Origin of the sequence: Thermodesulfobium narugense DSM 14796, from assembly GCF_000212395.1 — a bacterium.
GTDB lineage: Bacteria > Thermodesulfobiota > Thermodesulfobiia > Thermodesulfobiales > Thermodesulfobiaceae > Thermodesulfobium > Thermodesulfobium narugense.
This window is the reverse complement of record NC_015499.1, coordinates 789,197-805,619: the sequence shown is the minus strand read 5'-3', so window position 1 is coordinate 805,619 and position 16,423 is coordinate 789,197. Positions and strand designations below refer to the sequence as shown.

Annotated in this window: 12 protein-coding genes, 1 other RNA gene and 1 pseudogene; 3 read left to right on the top strand and 11 right to left on the bottom strand. The window is 30.8% G+C overall.

Annotation, left to right across the window (positions count from 1 at the left end):
- The 6 genes from cas4 to cas6 all read right to left on the bottom strand — a co-directional run bounded on the left by cas4 (position 1) and on the right by cas6 (position 7,049).
- Positions 1-522, bottom strand: coding sequence for a CRISPR-associated protein Cas4 (gene cas4 / locus THENA_RS04180; RefSeq protein ID WP_013756177.1), 522 nt, complete (start codon positions 520-522; stop codon positions 1-3).
- On the bottom strand, positions 522-2,864 hold the full coding sequence (cas3, locus tag THENA_RS04175; RefSeq protein ID WP_245523260.1) for a CRISPR-associated helicase Cas3': 2,343 nt from the start codon (positions 2,862-2,864) through the stop codon (positions 522-524). Before cas3 ends, cas4 begins: the two co-directional genes overlap by 1 nt.
- The gene (gene cas5b, locus THENA_RS04170; RefSeq protein ID WP_013756175.1) at positions 2,842-3,558 is read right to left on the bottom strand and encodes a type I-B CRISPR-associated protein Cas5b; all 717 of its coding nucleotides are present in this window, start codon (positions 3,556-3,558) and stop codon (positions 2,842-2,844) included. The genes cas3 and cas5b overlap by 23 nt, the downstream gene beginning before the upstream one ends.
- A 5-nt stretch (positions 3,559-3,563) precedes the next feature.
- On the bottom strand, positions 3,564-4,481 hold the full coding sequence (gene cas7b, locus THENA_RS04165; RefSeq protein WP_013756174.1) for a type I-B CRISPR-associated protein Cas7/Csh2: 918 nt from the start codon (positions 4,479-4,481) through the stop codon (positions 3,564-3,566).
- Positions 4,482-4,543: 62 nt separating this feature from the next.
- Positions 4,544-6,286 carry a TIGR02556 family CRISPR-associated protein gene (locus THENA_RS04160; protein ID WP_013756173.1) on the bottom strand — a complete coding sequence of 581 codons (1,743 nt, stop codon included), beginning with the start codon at positions 6,284-6,286 and terminating at the stop codon, positions 4,544-4,546.
- 4 nt (positions 6,287-6,290) lie between these two features.
- Positions 6,291-7,049: a CRISPR-associated endoribonuclease Cas6 gene (cas6, locus tag THENA_RS04155; protein ID WP_013756172.1), complete on the bottom strand. Its 759-nt coding sequence runs from the start codon at positions 7,047-7,049 to the stop codon at positions 6,291-6,293.
- A 375-nt stretch (positions 7,050-7,424) separates the two neighbouring features.
- Here cas6 and THENA_RS04150 point away from each other — a divergent pair, with 375 nt between their 5' ends.
- Positions 7,425-8,186: a sulfite exporter TauE/SafE family protein gene (locus THENA_RS04150; RefSeq protein WP_169309414.1), complete on the top strand. Its 762-nt coding sequence runs from the start codon at positions 7,425-7,427 to the stop codon at positions 8,184-8,186.
- A gap of 105 nt (positions 8,187-8,291) precedes the next feature.
- Here the strand turns inward: THENA_RS04150 and THENA_RS04145 are convergent, their stop codons facing one another.
- Together THENA_RS04145 and THENA_RS04140 are read right to left on the bottom strand one after the other, a co-directional pair.
- Positions 8,292-8,504, bottom strand: a complete 213-nt coding sequence (locus tag THENA_RS04145) for a cold-shock protein (protein WP_013756169.1) — start codon at positions 8,502-8,504, stop codon at positions 8,292-8,294.
- Positions 8,505-8,633: 129 nt separating this feature from the next.
- Positions 8,634-11,144: an EAL domain-containing protein gene (locus THENA_RS04140; protein ID WP_169309413.1), complete on the bottom strand. Its 2,511-nt coding sequence runs from the start codon at positions 11,142-11,144 to the stop codon at positions 8,634-8,636.
- A 230-nt stretch (positions 11,145-11,374) separates the two neighbouring features.
- On the opposite strand from THENA_RS04140, the gene THENA_RS04135 reads away from it, so the two are divergent.
- Together THENA_RS04135 and rnpB are read left to right on the top strand one after the other, a co-directional pair.
- The gene (locus THENA_RS04135; RefSeq protein WP_013756167.1) at positions 11,375-11,566 is read left to right on the top strand and encodes a YgaP family membrane protein; all 192 of its coding nucleotides are present in this window, start codon (positions 11,375-11,377) and stop codon (positions 11,564-11,566) included.
- A gap of 67 nt (positions 11,567-11,633) precedes the next feature.
- Positions 11,634-11,981, top strand: an RNA gene (gene rnpB, locus THENA_RS09765) — RNase P RNA component class A.
- A 5-nt stretch (positions 11,982-11,986) separates the two neighbouring features.
- On the opposite strand, the pseudogene THENA_RS10250 reads toward rnpB, so the two are convergent.
- From THENA_RS10250 to ileS, 3 genes and pseudogenes are all read right to left on the bottom strand, one after another.
- Positions 11,987-12,409 (bottom strand): annotated as a pseudogene (locus tag THENA_RS10250) (signal peptidase II); the annotation flags it as partial.
- Positions 12,410-12,431: 22 nt separating this feature from the next.
- A complete protein-coding gene (gene ahcY, locus THENA_RS04125; RefSeq protein ID WP_013756166.1) occupies positions 12,432-13,667 on the bottom strand; it encodes an adenosylhomocysteinase in 1,236 nt (411 codons plus the stop codon).
- Complete coding sequence (gene ileS / locus THENA_RS04120) at positions 13,651-16,407, bottom strand: isoleucine--tRNA ligase (protein ID WP_013756165.1); 2,757 nt, start codon at positions 16,405-16,407, stop codon at positions 13,651-13,653. The genes ahcY and ileS overlap by 17 nt, the downstream gene beginning before the upstream one ends.
- Positions 16,408-16,423: the final 16 nt, after the last annotated feature.

The following is a 16,423-nucleotide window of genomic DNA, read 5'->3' as shown; positions in this document are numbered from 1 at the left end:
CTACACAAAGCAAAATTCATAGTGCGCACATTTTGAACAATATTTAATTCTCTTTACTGGAGGTGAATTTTCAGAATTTAATACTTCTTTAATTTCACAAATTCTTTTTTCAATATTATTTATATCTAAAGGGCTTAAAGTAATTTCGAAGCTCTTTTTTTCAAGCGGTATTTTTATCATCCCCTTAATTTCTACTCCTTTTAGTCTAAGAAGATACATATAATATTTCAGTTGTTCAATCCCCGATGGCATAGTGGCTGAAGACTTCTTTATTTCAGCTACAAAATATTTTCCATCTTTAAGCGTTATCATATCAATCTTGGCAGATAAATCAGGAATATATATCTCTTTTCTCTCTCTAGAAAATGATTCTTCGCTTATAAGTCTGCCTATATCAAGGTAAGTAAATTCCTGATCAGCAACCATCTGACGAGACATCAACCATGCTTGTCTTGGGCAAATAAGAAAGGCATTGTAAACTGATGGAGAAATATGAATTTGATTGTAATTCAAATAACTCATTAAACAAACATAAAATTATTAGAATCTAAAATAAAGCCTGTTTCTCTATCATAATACGTATCCAACATTGCGTTACAAACATATCTAAAGCCATTCACTATAGAAGGTAAATTTGAAGCATTTTGGTGCAAAGAAGGCACAGAGATAACATATTTATAAAAATTAGATTTGATTTCTTCAAATTTCTGCTTTTTTAGAAATCTATCCTCAATTTTAATAAGCTCACTATATTCTAACCAAATTTTTTCAGCCTCAGAATTTAATTCAATAAAAATATCTTCTCTGGGATAGTCTTCTTCAATTAAGTGAAAATTAGAAACTGAAATACACCTATCATTATTGTCACCACAATCATATTTTAATTTACACATAGATTCAAATATTTTATCTGACTCAATTTGAGTCTTTTTTTCTTTAATTAAAGAGAAATACTTATCAAGAACTTCTAAAAAATTAGCTTCTTTAAGCTCTTTGTACTCTTGCAATATCTTTTCTGAAATATCAAGCAGCACAGGGTCATAGATATAAGAAGCATAGCTTTTACCAGTATTATCATCCTTTAGATAGTAAATTCTTACTTTGCCTTTATTTAAAGCATTTCTATTACACCTGCCAGATGATTGGTTAATACTGTCAATTGGTGCAAAATCGCGCACTACAAGGTTAAAATCAACATCTACTCCCGCTTCTACAAGCTGAGTAGAAACAACTATTTGGTATTTTCCTCTCTTAATATCATTTATTCTATTTTGTCTATCTTCAGGGAGAATATGGCTTGATAAAAATGTTTTATTAGGTACATCTTTTATTAAATAATAGAATTTTTTCGCAGATGAAATTGTGTTAAAGATAAAAAGAATTGATTTTTCCAAATCAAAATTAATTTTTTGTTTCATCTTTTCTAAAGTAATTTTTTGAGTTATATTAGGAACAATTGTAATCCTATCAAGTGAATTAAAATAAAATTTCTTATCCACCAGATTGATTACTCTTTGATCATTGAAAATCAAGGGTTTGGTAGCAGTCGAAATTATTAAATATATATTTAATTCTTCTGTTAATGATAAAAATAAATTTGTTATAACATTCCAATATTTTAAAGGTAGTGCCTGAATTTCATCCAAAATAATTATAGAATTAGAAAATCTGTGAAATTTTCTTAAAGAAGCATTTTTGTTTGAAAAAATAGTATGAAACAATTGAACAAATGTGGTTATTATAATCTCAGAATTCCAGCCTTCTATAAGAATCTTTGCCTCATTTGTTTCAAATTCAGTATAATCAACTTTATAATATAATTCAGATAGATGATGATGCTTCAAAATAATATTTGAACTTGTTTCTACATTATTTTTCTGTAACACATCTTCGAAAACTTTAGAGTTTTGATCAATAATACTCAAGAATGGAAGCGAGTACACAATTCTAGAAAAGATATTGTTCTCTCTTAAAACTTTTTTAAGTTTTAAAGCAAAGGAAAAACTAATTAACGTCTTACCCATTCCGGTTGGCAAATTAATCATATAAAGTTTATCTTGAATATTAAAGCTCTCTATTTTACCAACGACTTCGTTATATGCTTTCATTCGAAGATCGTTTATAGGGCTGGGCAAAAAATTTCTACCCTTTAAGAAGACATCTACAGCATTAGGGTTAATATTATTTCTCTTTGTAAACGAATCTAAATTACCTATTACAACATCACTTTTATCAGCATCAATTAGTAAAGAAAAAAGAAAATTAAGTTTTATATAATTTCTTGGATCTGAGTTTAATCTTCTGATTTTAGGTCTCAAAGAAGATAATTCTTTTTCAAAATTATTAAACCAATCATAAAGCACGTGCTTAGTTAATAGACGATTTAGCCCTCTAACTTTTATTTTTTCACACAAAATACTAAATTTCTTATCATCTATACTGTCAATTTGTTTGTTAAGAACTTTTAATTCTTTTTCATCTATTGATAACTCATCTAAAATATCAATAAGATTGCTATGATGCCTTTTTACCACAATATATGCAAAAATAGCCAGAATATTATCTTTAAGAATATCTTTTGCAAGATAAAAAGAACAGATAGAAGAAAATAGGCTATGTCTTGTTTCTATATTTTTTAACTTAATTTTATTGTTTTCAGATGAAATATATTCTTGAAAGTAAGAAGTAGCTTTGCCTATATCATGAGTAAGTGCAACAATTATTGCTAAATCTTTCAACTCTTCAACCAAATCTTTAGGTTTTTCATCTAAAAAAGTCTCAATAAAATCAGCAACACTAATCAGATGATCTTCTAAAAGTCTGCCAGGATGAGAGAAAAGCTCAGAAGAAGACAATGTTTTCACCGCTTTCAAGCTTATAAAACTCTTGTACTTTACATTTTATAGTTTTACCGTTAGGCTCAAATATAAAATCATCAAAAAATTTTACTATCCTTTCCTGGTTCATTTCTATAGGTATTCTTTCTTTAAAATATTTTTTATTCTCTTCAAAAATAAATTCATTGTTTACTACTTTACTTAGACCAACTGGTGTAGCTATTTCATCTTTAAGATTAGAAAATCTTTCTGCACTATAATATCCCTTAAACATAAAATTAGCTATCAATTCACTTAAACCTAAAGAAAGAGTAAAAAAACATTTATGTTCTTTCAAAAAACTTGATAATTTATCCATCCATTTTTCATTTTCATGGTAGACAAAAATTCTATACCTTGGATTTTTTAAAAACTCCACTCTTATTTGGGTTCTTGGTTCATGCCTCCCTTTCTTTATAGGACGCCATAAATTATCTTTGGTATTTATATAATTTATGCCAAGACGCACCTTTCTTATAGGATTTACAATCTTAAGTCCAATTTTACACTTATCATATCCAAATACGTTAAGATAATCGTTTTTGTCTACTCCACAAATTGCACCTAACATCCCTGCGATGGTAGAAAAAGGAGGAAAAGCAAAGGTTAGAGGAGAAGATGTGGTATAAAATTTTCTAAAATGGCCATAATCGCCAAAAATTTCAAATGACAATACTTTCATAAGTATTACTCTAAGAAGGAGAAATTTTCTTTTGGAAATCCTTGAAAAACTTTATCAATTGTGCTTTCTTCATTGTTGAAAACAACTTTAACTCTATCATCTGTTTTAAAACGAATTTTTTCTATTTTATCTTTATTTTTATTCAAATTTACAAAGAGATCTGTAACATCAATCTTAACATCAGATATGTCCCTTATTTCTTCTTCATTAATTTCCGATTTAAGATGGATTAACTTATCAAGTTCTCCAATATGAAAAATTTCATTTTCTTTGTAAATAACTTGAAACAGAAATCTTGGCATGTGACCAAACTTAGATGCAGAAATTAAGTTTTTCGTTCCATTCCACATTCCTTCTAACATTAAGTCCACGTCACTATCAGTCAACTTGATATTTTGAATCTTAGCTATATTTTCGTTTACAATACCGTAAAATGCAATTAATGAATATGGCAAAATATACTTCTCAGTAAAGGTGCCTTGTGCTTTCCCTTTTTCTGAAGGCATAACTGTTGTCCCCTTTATATAAGTTAAATCAACTTTGTGAAGTGATCTTCCAAATTTAAACTGAACAGGGCCTGTCTTCACTACACTCTTGCTTTTAATAGCTGCAGTTGAACCAAACAATTTTATATCTATACATCTGTCTACAATAGGATCAGTGCCATATTCCTCAAGTCTTTCTTCCTTTGTCTTTGGTTTCCCATTCTCATCTTCAATCCTTTTAATAAAAATGTCACAATTCTTATAATCAGCCAGATAATCCCTTATGGTTCTTTTTAGCCTTACGTCAGTAACAATATTAATGCCTGTTTCTTCGTCAATCCTTGGTTTATTCTCATCCATAGGATCCCCATTAGGATTTGCATCCTTAACGTCATACAAAAATAAGATCTCAGAACGATTCTTTAGAAGCTCTGACATATTTATTTATCCTCCTTGAATAAAATTTTTTAGGTTAGATAATTAAAAATCTTATGCTCTATTTAGACTTCTTCATTTTCTTTGTCCTCATAGAGTATGTTTCCTACTTCTTTGTAAAGATTCATACCACAAGCAAAATAAAAATTAATTTCTTGAACTGGCATTTTCCAATTATCATCGCTAAGCAACAGTTTTGAAATCTCAGCTGCCAATTTTCTTTTACCAAAACCAAAAGAATCATATTCTATGAATTTGTTTTGAACTGCTGGAAGAAGAAATTTAATATCTGACTGCGTCATCTTTAAATTTTTCAATTTCTTTATAAAGGGGGTTGAACCCCTGTCATCTTTTTGTTTATTTAATAGCATCTGAGTAAGGGACCCAAGTAAGAAAATACCTCTTTTTACAGGTGTATTTAGAGTAGGTCCATAACGAGCAAACAAATCATTAAAAATGCTATTTTCCACTAATTTTGCCTCCTCTGATTTAATAAGTTTTAACTTTTCTAAAAATAAAACGTCCATCATCGCATCATTTACAGTATTTAAAAAATTACTAAAATTGTCTCTAGATTCAATAAATTCTTTACTAATCCTAAGCATAAAAAATTTCGATAAGAAAGAAAGCTCTATCTTTTTATTCATAAAGATGTCATTAACTATCTCAAGAAAAAAACTATCCAGATCATTATTTCTTTTAAGATCATCAGATTTTTTAAAAAATTTCCTTAATCTGCCGAAATTAAAATCTCTTCCAAAAATCTCATCAACATCCTCTTTTGCCTTAAAAATAGCCCTTAATCTTGAAGGAAACACATCTTCAAGAGACAGGAGTATTCTTTCTGCATTGTTATTACTATTTATTTTTAAAAATAAAAAGTTAAATGATATCTGATCATTTTGTTCAGATAGGTTATATAAAACCTCTTCTTCATCATCTGTCAAACGCCTTACAACTTGTTTTTTCAGCGAAATCTTTTTCTTTGTTTGTGAGATTATATCAATAACCTCACTTAAAACTTTATTGTCATTTATTACTAATTTAGGTATAAGAAAATAATTTAAATCATAAAATTGAAATTTGAGTTCAGACATCATAAAACTTTTGCCCTTTTTAAGCAAATCTCTACACTCAGCACAAGTAGGATAATTTTTCCATGCATCTTTCTTATCAAATCCGCCCGAAATAAAGCCAGGCTTGTCTATAGTATAAAAAGTAAAAATATCATTTATTCCAGATACCTCTTTATCTTCAAGGCACAAAGAACATTTAGCTCCTGTTGAAGCAGTTTTCTTATATTTTTCAATTGATTTGTTATCATTAGCATCTTTTAGAAAAGAATAATCACCAGGATATTTACCATCTGAACTTTTTAAAGTTAGATAAATTAAATCTTTTTTGTTAAAATCATTTATTTTTTCAGCAATACTCCTCAAGACCTCTTCTTGATTTATAATCTTTATAATGCCCTTAATAAAAGAAATATTATTTTGTGCTTTTTCAAGCTTTAATACTCCATTAAAAAAACTTTTTATAATCCCTAAGTCTTTAGTTATTTCTTTATATTGTTCATCTTGAGATGATTTTTTATATATTCTTTTAATAGCCTTTGAGTTGTTTCCCTTCTTATTGTCATATAAGTATCTTTCGATTTTCAGGCTATCAAAATCTTCTATTTCAATACCCTTAAACGAAAAGTCATAGTTATCAAACACTATCGTTAAAACTTTACCTTCAATATCAACCTTTTCTTCAACTGTTCCTTTTGAAACATATTTACCCAATTCTCTAATAGCAGCTAACACCTTCTCACCTCACTATCTCAACTAAACCAAATCCCTGACTATTTCTACTACCCAAACCAGCATCTAAAATAAACCTTAGAAATTCAGGTTTAGCATTTAACATGTACAATCCCTTCCATCCTTTAATAATGGTTTTTTTATCCTTTTTTATAAAATATCTAATTGTTTCATATTTTTTATCTTTAAAAAGTGGTTTTATACTTAGTTCATAACTGCATTCACATCCAAAATATGCTTTCCACTTCTTTCTTGCATTTTTATTAATTAGTTCTGAAAATTCGTTTTCAAAAGGAGTATAAAAGTAAGTTTTTCTAGCACCATTAGCAGTTATAAAAGTTGAATGTACTTCAATTGGAGTTAAAGCTTTAACTACTACTGAACCTTTTGCAATGAACTCTTCAAAACTTTTTAAGACACTTACAGCATTAATCCTTAATGAGTTGCCACCCAATTTAAAATCGTCACCTACAATAGAATTTAAGGCTATTTGTTTTAATATCCACTCTACTGGCGAACTAATTAAAAAACTAATTTTATTGTCAAAAGTTATAACATGTTCACTTTTATTAACATACCCCCTTTCTAATATTTCAGAAAAAGAAAAAAGTCTAAATTCCCTTTTTTCGAATTTAAACCCTTCATCATGTAACTTTTTTGCATCCACATAGTCTAATAAATCATAAATTAAGCCCTGAATAAGAGAATTATACCCCGAGCGAAGTTTTATTTCACTATCAGAAATAAATTCTAATTTTATTCTCACAATAATCCCCTAGACTTTTATTTCTATTATTTAACCATATTATGTTAATATGTCAAATTAAAATTTTAAAAGGAATTGTAAAACCAATCTTTTATTACTTAACTAAATTCTAAAGGCATCCCAAACACCTTTTGATATTAAATAAAACTAAACACTAAATTTTATCAATAAAAAACCAAAAAATTACAAATAGGTTTTTTATTTAATTTTTAAAATTGTTTCTTTGCAATCTTTAATACTTCTCAAAAGCCTTCTAAGGTTTTAAAATATTATTTATGTTTTGAGTAGACAATATGATTAAACAAGATTGGGTGAACTCAAAGTATGCACATTTTATCCATAATAATCAGTAGTGTTGTCACTTTGTTTTTTTCTATGATAGTCGCTATTATAGGTAACATAGTGGGCATTGGAGGCGGCGTTATGTTACTGCCCTTTTTCATTTTTTATTTACATCTAAATTCTATAGCTGCTAGCGGGTTAAGTCTTTTTACAATTGTTATAAGCACTATTGGGGGTACATTTGCCTTTATAAGGCAAAAAACAATTAATTACAAGCTGTTTACAACAATAATTAGTTTAATAATTCCAGGTGTAATAATTGGCTCTATTGCCAATAAATTTGTAAATACGCAAGAATTTAAAGAAATTTTGCCACTTTGGGTAATTACAATAGGAATTTTTTCCTTAGTTACCGCCAAAAAACACCCGCTAAAGAATATGAAAGACTCCGAAAATGACTCAATTAAACACAGCAAGCTTACAAAAATTGTATCGTTTATTTCAGGTTTTGTTTCAGGTTTTTTTGGAGTAGGTATAGGTGGAGTAATGGGAACCTATCTGGTAGCAGTAGAACAAATTTCGGCAAGAATAGCCTTTTCAACACTTGTTATGGTGATGACAATTACATCATTATTTGGATTTTTTGTGCATTTTGAAAGTGCAGGATTAAATTTGTCATCTTGGATCGCATATCTAATACCTTTAACTCTAGGTGCAATTTTTGGCTCACAAATAGGCGCATATATTTCAAAAACTTCAAATACAAAAACTCTTAGGCTCTATCAAGGCTATGTGATACTCTCTTTAGGAATCTCTTTACTTATAGTTAACTTTTTAAATCTTATAAAAATTTGACTTTTCAAATAGAATTTAAGAAAATAAAAAATCCTTATTTAATTAATAATAAAAACCCACTATTAGAAGTTAAAACTTTAATAGTGGGTTTAATTTTAAGAGATATTACAGTGCTTTAACGTTTACTGCTCTTAATTTTTTTGAGTTTTTGGGATCCTTTTCTATATCGAAAGTAACTTGCTGACCTTCGTTAAGAGATTTAAATCCATCAGAAACTATTGCAGAAAAGTGAACAAATACATCCTCTCCTCCATTTGCATTAGAGATAAAACCGTATCCCTTTTCTGCGTTGAACCACTTTACCGTACCCTTATTCATCTTGACCTCCTAAGAAATAATACATCCTTATAAAACTAAAAACCCACATATTTTTGTAGCCACAATGCAAAAAAACTTACAAAAATATGTGAGCTTATTTAGCATTTATAAAGTAAGTTAACAATACCACTAAGGATTAGTCTTGTCAATAGGCAAAATTTTATTATTGATTAATATGAAATTTTCAAAATCAGCCTCAGGAAGTGGTTTGGAAAATAAAAAACCTTGAAAGTAGTCACATCCAATGTCTCTTAATATTTCAAATTGTTCTATAGTCTCTACGCCTTCAGCTATTGTCTTTATATTTAATTTTTTTGAAAGAAAAATTATTGTTTCGACAACCCTTTTCGTATACTCATCAAAGATATTTCTTATAAAAGAGATGTCAATCTTAAGATAATCTATTTTAAGCTTTGATATGTATGAAAGAGAAGAATATCCCGTACCAAAATCATCTAGCATAAAACGAATGCCAATACTTGATAACTTTTCTATCAGATTTTTTGTATACTCTAAATTTTCAATAAAAATTCTTTCAACGATCTCGATTCTCAACATATCAGGATCTATGTTAAACTTCCCAATCTTCATGTATAAAATATCAATGATATTCTCTCTGCTTAAAGTTTTATAAGAAAAATTAACTGAAAGTGGTATTTTAATACCTTTTAAATTAAGTCTTGAAATAATCTGTAAAGCAATGTCAAGAACGTACTCTTCAACATAGATTATCATATTTGTGCTTTCAAGATAAGGAATAAATTTCATAGGAAAAATCACTTCACTTCCTTTTTCCCATCGAAGAAGACTCTCTGCTCCTACAATATTAAAGTTCTTGTCTACATAAGGTTGATAGTATAGTACAAATTCCTTTTTTGAAATAGCATCTTCCAACCCACTCTTTAAGATCAAAATTTCTTTAGCTCTCTGACCAAGATCATTTCTAAAAAAGCCAATACAATTTTCACCTTTTTGCCTTGCATCTAAAAGCGCTATTAGAGCTTTGTTAATTAATTGATCAGCATTTTCGCCATCTTTAGGAAAGATGCTTATCCCAATATTAAAGGATACAGAAATTACCTGATTATTATCTACAAGATAGCTTTTTGTAAGAAGATCTAACAGCTCATAAGAAAGATCTAAAATTTCTTCCTCTGATTTTTTATTTTTTATAAAAACTGCAAATCTATCTGATTCAAGCTTGGCTATTGTAGTATCAGGACCAAAAAATGACTTCAATCTCTGTGCAATTTGAATTAATATTACGTTACCCTTATCAAAGCCAAAAGCCTGGTTAATAATTGTAAAGTTTAATGGGTTTATCTTTATAAGAGCCGAAATCGGCTTTTCAGGCGAAGACCTTTTTATAAATAAATCAACTTCGGAATAAAATGAAATTCTGTTTAAAAGACCTGTCAAATTGTCAAAATAGTTCCCGGAAATATCCTTTCCTAACATTACATATTTTCGTTTTTTATCACTTGTTGTTACAGAAAAGATCATCGTATCAAGATAGAACAAGGATTCATTCTTTCTTTTTCCTATCATGTTAGAGTGAAAGGTAGAACCTTTTTTCAAAATTTTTAACATATTTTCAAAAAAATCAGCCCTATCGAATTCTGATTGAAATATTTTAATATCATTGCCAATAAGTTCATTTTTTGAAAAACCTGAGATATTTAGCGCTGCTTCGTTTACAAACAAAATATATCCATTTTCATCCATAACAAGAAACCATTCATGTGTTTTTTCGCTGGCTTTTTGAAGTAAAACTAAGCTGTTTTGATATTCTATTTTTTCCAAAGCAAAAGAAATGTCATTTTTTACCTCTTCCAAAAGTTCTATAACTTCCCTCGATTCAGACAGTTTCATAGAATCATAAATCATGAATAAATATTTAACTTTATTATCTTTCAATATAGGTACAGAACAAATTGATTGTGTATTAAATTCTTTATAATATTCATGCCAATATCTTAAAGTTTTGCTCTTCATCACGTCTGAGAGAACAACAACCTTTTTGGTGTTATATGCTTTTGCTATTGACCCTCTTCCATAAGGCACATTTGGATCAATACCGATGATTAGATTTTCAAAAGCCATTTTTTGCTCCTTCGATTTTGATTCTATAAATTTTGCTCTAAATCTTCTGCTGTTCTCATCGATAAATCCAACGCTTGCAAGAGTAAATCCTACTTCGTTTACAAGAATTTTACATATAGTTTTTAACAAGATATCTTCATTTTCTTCTCTTATAATTAATTGATTTATTTGTTTTAGTGTATAAAAAAGCTTTTCAATTGACTTTTCTCTTGTTTTGTCAAGAACTATTACAAGCTCAGAAGATTTACCTTTATAAAGGATTTGATATGTAGACGTTTGCACCGGAACTAAGCCGTTTTTACACTTGTAATAGTGATATTCAAATTCTTTAGAAAAATAATCTTTATTTAAACTCTTCTTTGAAAATCTCTTCAGATAATCTTCATCTTCAGTAAAAAAATCAAAAAAACTCATCCTCACAAGTTCATTTACATCATATCCTACTATTTGAGAAAATCTATCGTTGGCAAAAACTATCTTTCCGTCATTTTGGTAAATACATACACCAAATATCGTCGAATTGATAAAATTATCCAAAAAATCGCCACTTATCAAGTTTTCTGCCTCAACTTTCTATAATATCGGATATAGAATATTATAAAATAATCATTCATTTACTTTATCAAAATCAAAAGCTATTTACAATGGCCAAAATAATTGATAAGAGTTAATTTTCAACTATTGTTAAATTAGGAAGATAGAAAAATATATTAAACTAACTTTATATTAGCTGTATAATAGAATAAATATCAAAGGAGGTGGAAAGGATGAAACAAAACGAAGGAACAGTAGACAGAATCATAAGGTTCATTTTAGGACTCGTTCTTATTTATCTAGGCTTTTCAATGCAATTTAATACTGTTGGGATAATTTTAACTATTATTGGAATCGTTCTTCTATTTACAGCTGTCACAGGTTATTGTGCACTTTACAGCATTTTAAAAATTTCTACAAAGTGAACGTAACCTATTTTTGAAGGTTTACTTTTAAAGCAAAAGTGTTATTATTAAGTTAAGTTAAATAACACAGGACAGGCGCGCAACTTACAAGCTAACTACTTGAGGAAAGTCCGAGCTCCACTGGGCAGGATGCTGGTTAATTGCCAGAGAGGGAAACCTCTGGATAGGGCCACAGAAAAAAACTACTATCTTTTGATAGTACAGGTGAAAAGGCGAGGTAAAAGCTCACCGGCAGAAGAGCGATCTTCTGGCCAGGCAACCCCCATCCGGAGCAAGGCCAAATAGGGAAGGAGACTGCCCAGGTCGCTATTACTTCCGGGTAGGCCGCAAGAGACTGAGGGAAACTTCAGTCCCAGATAAATGGTTGCGATCCCTTTGTGGGATACAGAACTCGGCTTATAGCCTGTCCTGTGTTTTAAAACTCTTAAAGTTGTAAAAAATTAACAATAAAATTCCTATATCTATATATACGTCTGAAAGATTAAAAACTGGCAAAATATGAATATCTATAAAATCAATTACCTGATGAGATCCTAAAGCCCTATCCAGTAAATTGCTAAATACTCCAGCAATTATAAAAGACAAAGAGATTCTAAGATTTGGAGATTTAAACCACAAAATCACGCAAGATATCAAAAAAAGAGAGCCCACAGCTATAAAAAAATATGTCTGACCACTAAAAATTCCCCACGCCCCCCCTAAATTTTTTACCAGAGTAAAGCGTATAAAAGATAGATCATAACTTCCCTCTGACAAAATCTTTACAGCAAAAAATTTTGTCAATCTATCGAGCAAAAAAAGAACTAAAGTTAAAGTTAAATAAAAGAGGTTTTTTAGGTTCAATATTTTAGTTATTTTGGCTAAACTACCAAGATTTCATATATTTTTCCTGTTCTTCACTTAAGGTATCTATGCTCATGCCCATTGATTCAATTTTTAATCTGGCTATTTCCCTGTCAATTTCTATTGGCACGGGATAAACTCCTATTTCTATTTTGTTGTTTAACAGATAAAGTGAACTTAAAAACTGATTTGCAAAGCTCATATCCATTACGCTTGAGGGATGTCCCTCGGCAGCTGCAAGGTTTACAAGCCTTCCTTCTCCAACCAAAAACACCTTTTTCCCATCTTTGAAAGTATACTCATCCAATTCATGTCTAATTCTTCTCTTTGAAACCTTTTGCTCTTCCATCTTATTTACTTCAATCTCAACATTAAAGTGGCCTGAATTTGCTAATATTGCTCCATCTTTCATCTTTAAAATATGATCAAATCTAATAACGTTGCAATTGCCTGTAACAGTAATAAATATATCCCCTATTTTTGCAGCTTCATCCATTGGCATTACATCAAAACCGTCCATTATTGCCTCAAGAGCCCTTACCGGTTCAACTTCTGTAACTATTACCCTTGCACCCATTCCTTTAGCCCTCATGCTCACGCCTTTTCCACACCAGCCATATCCTGCAACTACTACTCTTTTTCCTGCAAATAATATATTTGTAGCCCTAATAATGCCATCCAGAGTGCTTTGACCAGTACCATATCTATTATCAAAGAAGTGTTTTGTCATTGCATTGTTCACAGCTATGAATGGAAATTTTAATAATTTTTCTTTGTTAAGGGCTTCAATTCTATGAACGCCTGTGGTGGTTTCTTCACAACCTCCAACCACTTTATCTGCAAGTCTAGGATATTCTTTATGAAGAGTAACAGTTAAATCAGCACCATCATCAATTGTTAGATCTGGTTCAGATTCAATACATCTTCTGATATTATCCCAATAACTCTTAGAATCTTCACCTCTTTGTGCAAAGACAAAAATTCCTTCTCTTGCAAGATAAGCTGCTACTTCGTCACTTGTGCTAAGAGGATTCGATGCGCATAAATATACTTGTGCACCTGCATCTCTAAAAGTAGTAATTAAATTTGCAGTTTCAGTTGTTACGTGCAAACATGCAGCAATCTTTTTCCCAGCAAAAGGCTTTGAATTCTTATATTTTTTTCTGAGGATATCAAGAACTGGCATTTCACGATATGCCCACTCAACCTTTTTTGCACCCTCATCTGCCAAGCCGATGTCTTTAATTTGATAGTTCATCTAAAACCCTCCTACATCTATCACAAATTTTTAGTTCGTTACTTGCTACGCTTTCTTGATATTGCCAGCACCTTTCACACTTTTCCCCTTTTGCATGAAATACTTCTATTCCAAATTCATCGTTTTCAAGTGAAAACTTGGAATTAGACATTTTATCAATAGTAACTTGTGAAACAATTAGTATTTCTGGCAATATATCTTTGTACCTTAACAAAGTATTCTTTAATCTTTCGCTTTTTGGAAAAATATTTACGTGTGCCTCCAATGAAGATCCTATTAGCTTATCCTTTCTTGCCTCTTCAAGAACCTTTTTTGCCTCATCTCTAATTTCAAGCAGAACATCAAAATCCACAGGTCTTTCAACTCCCTCCAGATTTTTCGACACATCAGGATATGAAGCAAAGAAAACACTTTCAGGAAGCGTATTGTCAAACTCCCTCAAATATCCCCATGCCTCTTCTGAAGTAAACGATATTATTGGGCAAAGAATTATTAGAAGATCCTTTAACATCCTGTAAATAACTGTTTGAGCAGACTTTCTTTCACTATCAAATCCTGCATAAAGCCTATCCTTTAAAACGTCTAAATAAAAAGCGCTCAAATCTATTGTCATAAAAGATTTTATTTTATAAAGCATCTTATAAAATTGGTAGTTATAAAAGTATTGATCTATCTCCTGTATAAGGTCGTTAAATTCAGAATAAATATACCTGTCAAGATCAAGCCATCTATCAGGCGATATTGAGTCTTTTGGATTAAAGTCATTCAGTAAACTAAGCATATACCTTATAGTATTTCTTAATTTTTTATAAGTATCGGATTGCTGCTCCAATATTCTGTCTGAGATTGCTACATCCCCCGTATAATCAGAAGATGCCACCCAGATCCTTAAAACATCTGCTCCACTTTTTTCTATAACCTCAAGAGGTGCGATTACATTCCCTCTTGATTTTGACATCTTGTAACCCTCTTCATCAACAATAAAGCCGTGAGTGAGAACGCTCTTATACGGTGCCTTCCCAAAAACAGCTGTTGAAGTAAGTAAAGATGACTGAAACCAACCTCTGTGCTGGTCAGTGCCTTCAAGATACATATCAGCAGGCCATCTGAGTTCTTCTCTTTGTTTCAATACGCATGCATGGCTTGAACCAGAGTCAAACCATACATCCATAATATCAGTTTCTTTTCTAAAATGTTTTCCTCCACATATAGGGCATGTATAGTCTCCCAAAATTTGAGAAGCATCTTTTTTAAACCAAGAGTCTGAACCTTCTTTGGAAAATATTTCACAAACTTTATTTATTGTAGCCTCATTAATTATTGTTGAATTGCACTTCTCACAATAAAAAGCTGGAATTGGCAACCCCCAAGATCTTTGCCTTGAAATACACCAATCAGTTCTGTTGGATATCATAGCACTCATTCTCTCAAGGCCACTTTCTGGAATCCATCTGACTTCTTTTGTAGCCCTTAATGCTTCTTCTCTAAAAGCATCTACCGATGCAAACCACTGTTCAGTAGCTCTATATATAAGCTTTCCTTTACATCTCCAGCAATGCGGATAAGAGTGTTCAACCTCACTTTTAGAAAGCAAAAATCCATTTTTTTCAAGATCTTCAATTACTGCCTTACTTGCATCGTGAACAAAAAGATTTTCGAATCTTTGAGCTTCTTTAGTAAAAACGCCCTGGTCGTTTAAAAGGGACTCAACTTCTAAATTTTTCTGAATGCCTATTATATAATCTTCTGGACCGTGACCTGGAGCCATATGAACGATTCCAGAACCATCTTCCATACTTACAAAAGGAGCAGTCACAACAATTGATCTCTTCTCAGGAAAAAGCGGATTAGATGCTATTATTCCCTCTAAATCTTCTCCATTAACCGTTTTTACAACTTCATAAGTGCCTAAAATCTCTTCAAGTGCCTTCAGCCTTTCTTTTGCAACAAGTATACGCTCATTTTTGACTTGAACTAAATCATAAAGCGAATCCGATTTTACAGCAAGCCCCTTGTTCGAAATCAATGTCCAGGGCGTTGTAGTCCAGATGAGTATCATATCGCCTTTATCCAACACACCTTTGCCATCAACAACAGGAAATTTTACAAAAATTGATGGAGAAGTAGTATCGTAATATTCTACCTCAGCTTCAGCTAATGCAGTTTCACATGAAGGACACCAAAAAACTGGCTTTAAACCCTTATAAATGTATCCCTTTTTGTACATCTCCCAAAATATTCTAATTTGCATTGCTTCGTATTTTGGATCCATTGTGATATAAGGTTTATCCCAGTATCCAAATACTCCAAGTCTGATAAACTGTTTTCTCTGTCTATCAATAAACTTCAAAGCATGCTCCTGACACATCTTTCTAATGTCTGTTACAGTAAATTCTTTCTTACTCTTGCCCAACGTCTTTAAGGCTTGAAATTCTATGGGTAGACCGTGACAATCCCATCCAGGTACATATGGAGTGTACTTTCCCTTAATCATGTAATATTTGTTTATCATATCTTTCAAAATTTTATTAAAAGCAGTACCTAGGTGAATATCTCCATTCGCATATGGAGGACCATCATGGAGCAAAAAGAATTCATTATTAACCCTTAATTTTACGGCTTTTTCAAAAACGTTTTCTTTTTGCCATTTTTTCAAAAGCTCTGGTTCTCTTTGTGTAAGCCTAGCCTGCATTGGAAAATTAGTTTTTGGTAGCTTTAAGGTTTTTTTGTACTCAACCATCATACAACTCCTTTTT

What these genes read in the sequence shown, in the direction of transcription:
- cas4 (WP_013756177.1), bottom strand. Translation starts at nt 522, where the DNA reads ATGAGTTATTTGAATTACAATCAAATTCATATTTCTCCATCAGTTTAC.
- cas5b (WP_013756175.1), bottom strand. Translation starts at nt 3,558, where the DNA reads ATGAAAGTATTGTCATTTGAAATTTTTGGCGATTATGGCCATTTTAGA.
- ileS (WP_013756165.1), bottom strand. Translation starts at nt 16,407, where the DNA reads ATGGTTGAGTACAAAAAAACCTTAAAGCTACCAAAAACTAATTTTCCA.
- THENA_RS04150 (WP_169309414.1), top strand. Translation starts at nt 7,425, where the DNA reads ATGATAGTCGCTATTATAGGTAACATAGTGGGCATTGGAGGCGGCGTT.
- cas7b (WP_013756174.1), bottom strand. Translation starts at nt 4,481, where the DNA reads ATGTCAGAGCTTCTAAAGAATCGTTCTGAGATCTTATTTTTGTATGAC.
- THENA_RS04145 (WP_013756169.1), bottom strand. Translation starts at nt 8,504, where the DNA reads ATGAATAAGGGTACGGTAAAGTGGTTCAACGCAGAAAAGGGATACGGT.
- ahcY (WP_013756166.1), bottom strand. Translation starts at nt 13,667, where the DNA reads ATGAACTATCAAATTAAAGACATCGGCTTGGCAGATGAGGGTGCAAAA.
- THENA_RS04135 (WP_013756167.1), top strand. Translation starts at nt 11,375, where the DNA reads ATGAAACAAAACGAAGGAACAGTAGACAGAATCATAAGGTTCATTTTA.